The sequence below is a fragment of the Streptomyces sp. NPDC047706 genome, from assembly GCF_043204795.1.
GTDB lineage: Bacteria > Actinomycetota > Actinomycetes > Streptomycetales > Streptomycetaceae > Streptomyces.
Map to the genome: position 1 here is coordinate 146457 of NZ_JBIDCW010000020.1, position 6957 is coordinate 153413.

Consider the following 6957-nt stretch of genomic DNA (forward strand, 5'->3'; position numbering starts at 1 on the left):
CCGGACACCGCAGGAGACGGACACTCCCGGTTCGGGGCGGAGCAACTGGTACCTCCATACCCCGCCGGGTACCCGGACCGGTGCCTGACACCGCCGGAGGGCAGAGAGCCATGAATACCCCCCTGGGTATTCCTGTTATGGTGGGCGTCAGATACCCCCCGGGGTACATTGCCGGAGAGGAGTCCCGTCGTGTTCTTCGTCGAAGCCCTGGAGTCCAAGGGTCTGGGCAACCGCAGCTATCTGGCCGGAGGCCGGCATGCCGCGGTGGTCATCGACCCGCCCCGCGACATCGACCGGGTCATCGCCGCCGCCGCCCGGCGCGCCGTGCGTATCGCCTACGTGGTCGAGACCCACGTGCACAACGACTACGTCACCGGGGGCCTGGAGCTGGCCCGGGTGAGCGGCGCCGAGTACCTGGTGCCTGCCGGGGCATCGGTCGCCTTCGCCCGCACACCGGTCGCTGACGGCCACACGGTGCGGGTGGACGAGGGCCTGGTGCTGCGGGCGATCGCCACTCCCGGGCACACCCCGCACCACACCGCCTACGCCCTGGAGGAAGAGGGGCGTGGTGCAGCGGCGTTCACCGGGGGATCCCTGCTGATCGGGACGGTGGGCCGGCCGGACCTGGTCGAGCCGCGGCTGACCGAGCAGCTGGCCCGGGCCCAGCACGCCTCGGCCCGCCGTCTGGCCGACGAGCTGGACGACGACGTAGAGGTGCTGCCCACCCACGGGTTCGGCAGCTTCTGCTCCTCGGCTCAGGCCGAGGGCGAGACGACCACGATCGGCAAGGAGCGCGAGACCAACGACGCGCTGACCCGGGACGTGGACACCTTCGTCGCGCGGATACTGGCCGGGCTGGAGGACGTGCCCGCCTACTACGCGCAGATGGGCCCGGCCAACGCCGCGGGCCCCGCACCGCTGGACCTGACCCCGCCGAAGCGGGCGGACGCCGGGGAGATCGCCTGCCGGCTGGCCGCCGGTGAGTGGGTGGTGGACCTGCGCAGCCGCGTGGCCTTCGCCGAGTGGCATGTGGCGGGGTCGTTCAACTTCGAGGGTGACGGAAAGCTCGCCACCTACCTGGCCTGGCTGATCCCCTGGGGCAAGCCCGTCACCCTGCTCGCCGGCACCCCGGAGCAGATCGCGAAGGCGCAGCGGGAACTGGTCCGGGTGGGTATCGACCGCCCGGCCGCCGCCGCCACCGGTGACCCGGCCGACTGGATCAGCGCCGGCGAACAGCCGGCCTCCTTCCCCCGCGCCCGCTTCGCCGACCTCGCCGAGGCCCGTGAGCGAGGCGACGACGTGGTCGTCCTGGATGTGCGGCGCGACTCCGAGCGCGCGGGCGGCTTCATCGACGGCTCGGTCCACATCCCGATCCACGAACTGCACGGCCGTACCGGCGAGGTACCGCACGGGGCGGTGTGGGTGCACTGCGCCGGCGGGATGCGCGCGGCGATCGCCGCCTCCCTGCTCGACGCCACCGGCCGCGACGTGGTCGCCGTCGACGACGCCTTCGACGCCGCCACCGAAGCGGGCCTGACCCTCACCAGCCCCGCCACCGACCGACCCCTCCCCGCTTCACCCGCACGAAAGTGATCATCTGATGTTCTCGTTCTTCCGCCGCGGCCCCGCCCGCCTCACCCCCCAGCGGGCCCACCAGCAGACCTGCGACGGCAAGGCCGTACTGCTGGACGTCCGTGAAAGTCCGGAGTGGAAGGCCGGGCACGCACCCGGCGCGCTGCACCTGCCGCTGACCCGGCTGGTCACCGGCGCGGCCCTCCCGGAGGAGGTCCGGGACAGGCCGGTCGTGGCCATCTGCCGTTCCGGGCACCGCTCCCGGCAGGCCGCCGCACTCCTGGCCGCCCGCGGAGTGCGGGCCACCGACGTCACCGGCGGCATGACCGCCTGGGCCCGCGAGGGACTGCCGGTCACCGTGGAGGACGGCAGCGACGGTGCCATGCCGTGAGCGCGCTCATCCTGGCGCTGACAGCAGGGGCGGTGGTCGGGCTCGCGCTCGGCGCGCTCGGCGGAGGCGGCAGCGTCCTGGCCGTGCCGGCGCTCATCTACCTGCTGGACTTCACCCCGGCCGCCGCCACGACCGCCGGCCTGATCATCGTCACCGCCACCTCGCTCACCGCCCTGTACGCCCACGCCCGCACCGGCAACGTCCACTGGAAGGCCGGCGCCCTGTTCGCCGCCGCCGGACTCCTGCCCGCCGCCGCGGCCGGAGCCCTCTCCGCCCGGCTGCCACAGCCGGTCCTGACCGGCGCGTTCGCCGCCGTCGCGGGCCTCGCCGCCGTCGACATGCTGCGCCCCGGCCAGGCCCGCGGCCGGGCATCGGCGGTGCGGCCGGCGAAGGCCGCCGGGATCGGCGCGGGACTGGGCGCCCTGACCGGGCTGCTCGGAGTCGGCGGCGGCTTCCTCACCGTCCCGGCCCTGGTCACCGTGCTGGCCACCGAGATGCAGGCCGCCGTCGGGACCAGCCTGCTGGTCATCTCGGCGAACTCCCTGGCCTCCCTGGCCACCCGCGGCGCAACCACCGCCGGCATCGACTGGGCACTCGTCGCCCCCTTCACCGGCGCCGCGATCCTCGGCGCATGGGACGGCAGACGTCTGGCCGCCAAGGCCGGTGGCACCCGGCTGCGGCGCACCTTCGCCCTCGCGCTGCTGACCGTGGCCGCCCTCATGCTCATCGACGCCCTCACCTGAGAAGCCGACCCGGTGACCACCGCGTTCAGGCAAGCGAGAGGAACAGCTTCTCCAGCCGGGCCCGCATCTGCTCCCGGTCTTCCGAGGCGGCCGTGTCCCCATCGGTCAGGCAGTGCTGCAAACCGGTCGCGATGATGGCGAAACCCGCCTTGTCCAGCGCACGGGAGGCCGCCGCGAGCTGCGTGACCACGTCCTCGCAGTCCCGCCCCTCCTCGATCATCTTGATCACCCCGGCGATCTGGCCCTGCGCCCGGCGCAGCCGGTTGACCACCGTCTTCAGTTCCTCAGCCGCCATCGCCAGTTCCACAGTCCACTCCTTCGAGATACCCCCTTGGGTATCCTACCGAAGGGGGTATCACCGACCGAGAGAAGAGAAGATCCCCATGGCACCCACACTCACCGCGGACCAGGCCCACGCCCGGCTCCACGAGCTGACCGTCATCGACGTGCGCACCCCCGGCGAGTACGCCTCGGGCCACCTGCCGGGCGCCCACAACATCCCCCTCGACCACCTCGATCGCGCGCTCGACGCCCTCAAGTCCGCGGCCGCCCACGGCGACCTCCTCGTCGTGTGTGCCTCAGGCGCCCGCTCCACGACCGCCTGCGAGCGCCTGGCCGAGCACGGCATCAGCGCCGCCACCCTCTCCGGCGGCACCGGCGCCTGGAGCCGGCTCGGCCACGACACCCACCGCCCCGCCGGCACCCGCACCCCTTGGGCCATGGACCGTCAGGTCCGCCTCGCCGCCGGATCTCTCGTCCTGACCGGGCTGCTCGCCGGGCAGCGCTGGAGTTCGGCCCGCTGGGTCTGCGCGGGCGTCGCCGGCGGCCTGGTCCTCTCCGCCCTGACCGACACCTGCGGCATGGCCAGGATCCTCGCCGAACTCCCCCACAACCAGCCCCACACCGCCGACCTCGACGCCACCCTCGCCGCTCTCGCGCGATGACCCGCCCCGACGACCCCGACACCGGCACCACAGCGCGCGGCCGGTGCGGCAGGCCGGGCGGTCTTCGGCACCCGGCGAGCTCCGGATCACCGCCGGCCGCCGACGTCGGCGAGGCAAGCGGGCAACGCCCCCGCGCACGAGATCCGAAGGAGTCCCTTGCTCGTACGGCCGCCGATATCGCCAGGAGGCTCACCACGTACTCCTTGCGCCACTTCTTCGCCTCCAACTGCCTGGCCAGAGGGATACCCATCACAGACGTCGCGGAGTGGATGGGGCACAGAAACATCAACATGACCTTCAAGATCTACCGGCACCTCATGCCGGCGAGGGTGAACGCGATCTCCTGCGCGGGAGAGGCGCCCGCCTCGGCCATGTGGTAGCCGGAGATCGAGATCGTGTTCCACTTCGGGATCTCGGCCCTGCAGTACTTGAAGATGTCGGCGATCAGACGGAGCGAGGGCTTGGGCGGGAAGATGTACGTGCCCCGCGCGATGTACTCCTTCAGCACGTCGTTCTGGATCGTGCCGGTGAGCCTGTCGGCCGGAACGCCCTGCTCCTCGGCGACCAGTTGGTAGAGCAGCAGGAGCAGCGCGGCGGGGGCGTTGATCGTCATCGACGTCGACACCTTGTCCAGCGGGATGCCGCCGAACAGCACCCGCATGTCGTCCACCGAGTCGATGGCGACGCCCACCTTGCCGACCTCGCCGTGCGCGATCGGGGCGTCGGGGTCGTGGCCCATCTGGGTGGGCAGGTCGAAGGCGACCGACAGGCCCATCGTGCCGTTGGCGATGAGCTGCTTGTAGCGGGCGTTGGACTCCGTCGCCGTGCCGAAACCGGCGTACTGGCGCATCGTCCAGAGCCGGCCCGTGTACATCGTCGGGTACACGCCCCGGGTGAAGGGGTACGTCCCCGGCTCGCCCAGCTTCCCGGCCGGGTCCCAGCCCTCGAGAGCCTCCGGCCCGTAGACCGCTTCGATGGGCAGACCACTCTCGGTGGATCGGACACTGCCCGACTCGCGCGCCATGGTGAGAAGGCCTTTCGTGGGGCGTCAGGTAAGTAGGGAGGCTGGCGGGTCGGCCGAGGATGGGGTCCGTCGCCGCGGGTCCGCCACGCTTGTGATGCGGTGAATCGCCTACTCGGCTATGTAGGTCCGGTATATCCAGCCGTAGACGCGCAGGGAACGACCCTCGACTTGTCGTACTTCGGTGGTTGCCTCGAAATGCTCGTAGCGGTTCTCGACATGGAACTTGACCCGGTCCGTGAAGTGCTCGACCCGGTGCATCCGCAGGTCCTCAGGAATGTCCTTCCCGCCTGCCAGGAAGATGTTGGGCTCCGCAGGGCGGCTGCCGTCACCCCGCAAGATGTGGTTGGGGTGGGCCTGAGCAGTGGTGAGGATGGTGCTGGTCATGTGCGAGTCCTCTCACGCAGGGGCGCTGTGAACAGGCGAACCGACAGAGGTGGGGAGACACGGCCAGAGTGGCGACGTGCCGAGTGATCGGTGGGGCGGAGGTCCCGTGCGCATCGGTGCGCCAGGTGACGCGACGGCCATGGAAACGCCACAAGAAGCCATCACGACTTCGCTATATCGACCGTTGCCGAATCAAGACTCAGCTTGGCGTCGATCTACGGCAGGTGTCAACCACTTCTCGGAACTCAAGGAGGTCGAATCCCTCAGAGGGCGGGGGCGGACGATGCCCGCAGAGCGTTCGAGGCACGTCAAAGCGCCGCCATGAACGAGGGCAGGCGCAGAGCGCTGCTTGGCCGGCCGGGCCGAAGGAGGAAAATCAGGGACGCCAAGCACGCCGCGGGCGGGCTGTCGGCCACACCACCGCGTCTCGAGCTCGCGCCATACGGGCGCGGCTCAGCAGCGAGCAGCGGGCGCACCGCGGGCCCATGCGGTGCGGCGGGACTCAGCCGCACACGAGGCCAGGTTCGACAGCGCCGGGACGTACCTCAGTCGCGAGCGGTGAGGAATCCGGACAGTGCGGAAAGGACTGCGGGAGCGACCCGGTAGTAGACCCAGGTGCCGCGCCGCTCGGACAGCAGCAGGCCCGCTTCACGGAGCTTCTTCAAGTGGTGGCTGACCGTGGGCTGGGAGACTCCGACATCGGCGATGTCGCACACACAGGCTTCCCGGTCGGGGTGGGAGGCGACTTTGGAGAACAGGCGCAGCCTCACCGGGTCCCCCAATGCCTTGAACATGGCGGCGGTGACTTCTGCTTCCTCATCGGTCAGCTCACGGTCCGTGAGAGACGGGCAGCAAGGTGGGGCGGAGGCGGCGGCCGCCAACTGCGCTAGCTTCGACATGCATCTATGTTGACACTGGTTCCACCTCCTGCCAAGATCGCTTGATTAGATGTGTATCTAATCATTAGCTGGGGGAAGCATGACAGACGTGCGCACCGCCGATATGAAGGGGCCTGTGAGGACGGCCGTCGTCACAGGAGCCAGCAGTGGGATCGGTGCGGCAACCGCGCGAGCACTGGCTCGCGACGGTTTCGAGGTCGTCCTGACCGCACGCCGGGCCGACCGCCTGGAGTCGGTCGCGAAGGAGATCAGGAATGACGGCGGAGCGGCCCGGGTCGTCCCACTGGACGTAACCGATCGAGATGCGGTCCTCGCCTTCGCCGAGCAGTTGCCGGCGTGTGACGTACTGGTCAACAACGCGGGCGGCGCTTACGGGACGGAGCACATCGAGAATGCCGATCCCGGCGACTGGCGGTCGATGTACGAGGTGAACGTCGTCGGCGCACTGCACATGACCCAGGCGCTACTGCCGAGCCTGAGGGCCTCCGGTGACGGGGTGGTGGTTGTCCTTTCCTCGACGGCCTCGTTCACCTGCTACGAGGGTGGCGGCGGCTACAGCGCCGCCAAGCACGGCGCCCATGTACTGGCCGAGACGCTGCGTCTGGAGGTGTGCGGGGAGCCGCTGCGGGTGATCGAGATCGCGCCGGGGATGGTGCACACCGAGGAGTTCTCCCTCAACCGCTATCGCGGGGATCTGAGCAGGGCCGACGCCGTGTACGCGGGCGTCCCCGATCCGCTGGTCGCCGAGGACGTCGCCGACGTGGTGACGTGGGCGGTGACCCGGCCGCCGCATGTGAACATCGACCTCCTGGTGGTGCGGCCCAGGGCGCAGGCGGCGCAGCACAAGGTGCACCGCACCTCCTGACACCGATCCGTGGACGACGCGGTTGCCTCTCCCGGGCCGGGCGAGGCAAACGCGGGCGACATAATCAACCAACGCGTGGGCCCGGGCGCGCGCAAAAATAACCTGGGGAGGGGGCCAGAGGGTGTGCGGCAGGGT

The 6957-nt window shown here is 70.5% G+C and carries 8 protein-coding genes and 2 pseudogenes; 6 read left to right on the forward strand and 4 right to left on the reverse strand.

What is annotated here, in order from left to right:
• The first annotated feature begins 189 nt into the window (after positions 1-189).
• The 3 genes from ACGF8A_RS23685 to ACGF8A_RS23695 are packed head-to-tail and all read left to right on the forward strand — an operon-like array spanning position 190 to position 2706.
• Entirely contained in the window at positions 190-1593 is a 1404-nt protein-coding gene (locus tag ACGF8A_RS23685) for a rhodanese-like domain-containing protein (protein ID WP_393111259.1), read from the forward strand.
• A 7-nt stretch (positions 1594-1600) separates the two neighbouring features.
• Positions 1601-1963 (forward strand): rhodanese-like domain-containing protein, encoded by a 363-nt coding sequence (locus ACGF8A_RS23690; RefSeq protein WP_393111261.1) that lies wholly within the window; start codon positions 1601-1603, stop codon positions 1961-1963.
• Positions 1960-2706, forward strand: a complete 747-nt coding sequence (locus tag ACGF8A_RS23695) for a sulfite exporter TauE/SafE family protein (RefSeq protein WP_393111263.1) — start codon at positions 1960-1962, stop codon at positions 2704-2706. The genes ACGF8A_RS23690 and ACGF8A_RS23695 overlap by 4 nt, the downstream gene beginning before the upstream one ends.
• Positions 2707-2731: 25 nt before the next feature.
• On the opposite strand, the gene ACGF8A_RS23700 is transcribed toward ACGF8A_RS23695, so the two are convergent.
• Complete coding sequence (locus tag ACGF8A_RS23700; protein ID WP_393111265.1) at positions 2732-3013, reverse strand: metal-sensitive transcriptional regulator; 282 nt, start codon at positions 3011-3013, stop codon at positions 2732-2734.
• Positions 3014-3089: 76 nt separating this feature from the next.
• Here ACGF8A_RS23700 and ACGF8A_RS23705 point away from each other — a divergent pair, with 76 nt between their 5' ends.
• Together ACGF8A_RS23705 and ACGF8A_RS23710 are read left to right on the forward strand one after the other, a co-directional pair.
• A complete protein-coding gene (locus tag ACGF8A_RS23705; protein ID WP_393111267.1) occupies positions 3090-3650 on the forward strand; it encodes a rhodanese-like domain-containing protein in 561 nt (186 codons plus the stop codon).
• A 197-nt stretch (positions 3651-3847) separates the two neighbouring features.
• A pseudogene (locus tag ACGF8A_RS23710) lies at positions 3848-4030 on the forward strand (tyrosine-type recombinase/integrase); the annotation flags it as partial.
• Here the strand turns inward: ACGF8A_RS23710 and ACGF8A_RS23715 are convergent.
• From ACGF8A_RS23715 to ACGF8A_RS23725, 3 genes and pseudogenes are all read right to left on the reverse strand, one after another.
• A pseudogene (locus ACGF8A_RS23715) lies at positions 3973-4674 on the reverse strand (methylmalonyl-CoA mutase family protein); the annotation flags it as partial. The pseudogenes ACGF8A_RS23710 and ACGF8A_RS23715 sit on opposite strands and share 58 nt — an antisense overlap.
• A 108-nt stretch (positions 4675-4782) precedes the next feature.
• Complete coding sequence (locus ACGF8A_RS23720) at positions 4783-5058, reverse strand: DUF5988 family protein (protein ID WP_393111269.1); 276 nt, start codon at positions 5056-5058, stop codon at positions 4783-4785.
• A gap of 545 nt (positions 5059-5603) precedes the next feature.
• A complete protein-coding gene (locus ACGF8A_RS23725; RefSeq protein ID WP_024886020.1) occupies positions 5604-5957 on the reverse strand; it encodes a metalloregulator ArsR/SmtB family transcription factor in 354 nt (117 codons plus the stop codon).
• A gap of 103 nt (positions 5958-6060) precedes the next feature.
• Here ACGF8A_RS23725 and ACGF8A_RS23730 point away from each other — a divergent pair, with 103 nt between their 5' ends.
• The gene (locus ACGF8A_RS23730) at positions 6061-6822 is read left to right on the forward strand and encodes an SDR family oxidoreductase (RefSeq protein WP_393111295.1); all 762 of its coding nucleotides are present in this window, start codon (positions 6061-6063) and stop codon (positions 6820-6822) included.
• Positions 6823-6957 lie beyond the last annotated feature (135 nt).

Coding starts and splice junctions, on each gene's coding strand:
- ACGF8A_RS23705 (WP_393111267.1), top strand. CDS start 3,090: ATGGCACCCACACTCACCGCGGACCAGGCCCACGCCCGGCTCCACGAG.
- ACGF8A_RS23730 (WP_393111295.1), top strand. CDS start 6,061: ATGAAGGGGCCTGTGAGGACGGCCGTCGTCACAGGAGCCAGCAGTGGG.
- ACGF8A_RS23720 (WP_393111269.1), bottom strand. CDS start 5,058: ATGACCAGCACCATCCTCACCACTGCTCAGGCCCACCCCAACCACATC.
- ACGF8A_RS23690 (WP_393111261.1), top strand. CDS start 1,601: ATGTTCTCGTTCTTCCGCCGCGGCCCCGCCCGCCTCACCCCCCAGCGG.
- ACGF8A_RS23725 (WP_024886020.1), bottom strand. CDS start 5,957: ATGTCGAAGCTAGCGCAGTTGGCGGCCGCCGCCTCCGCCCCACCTTGC.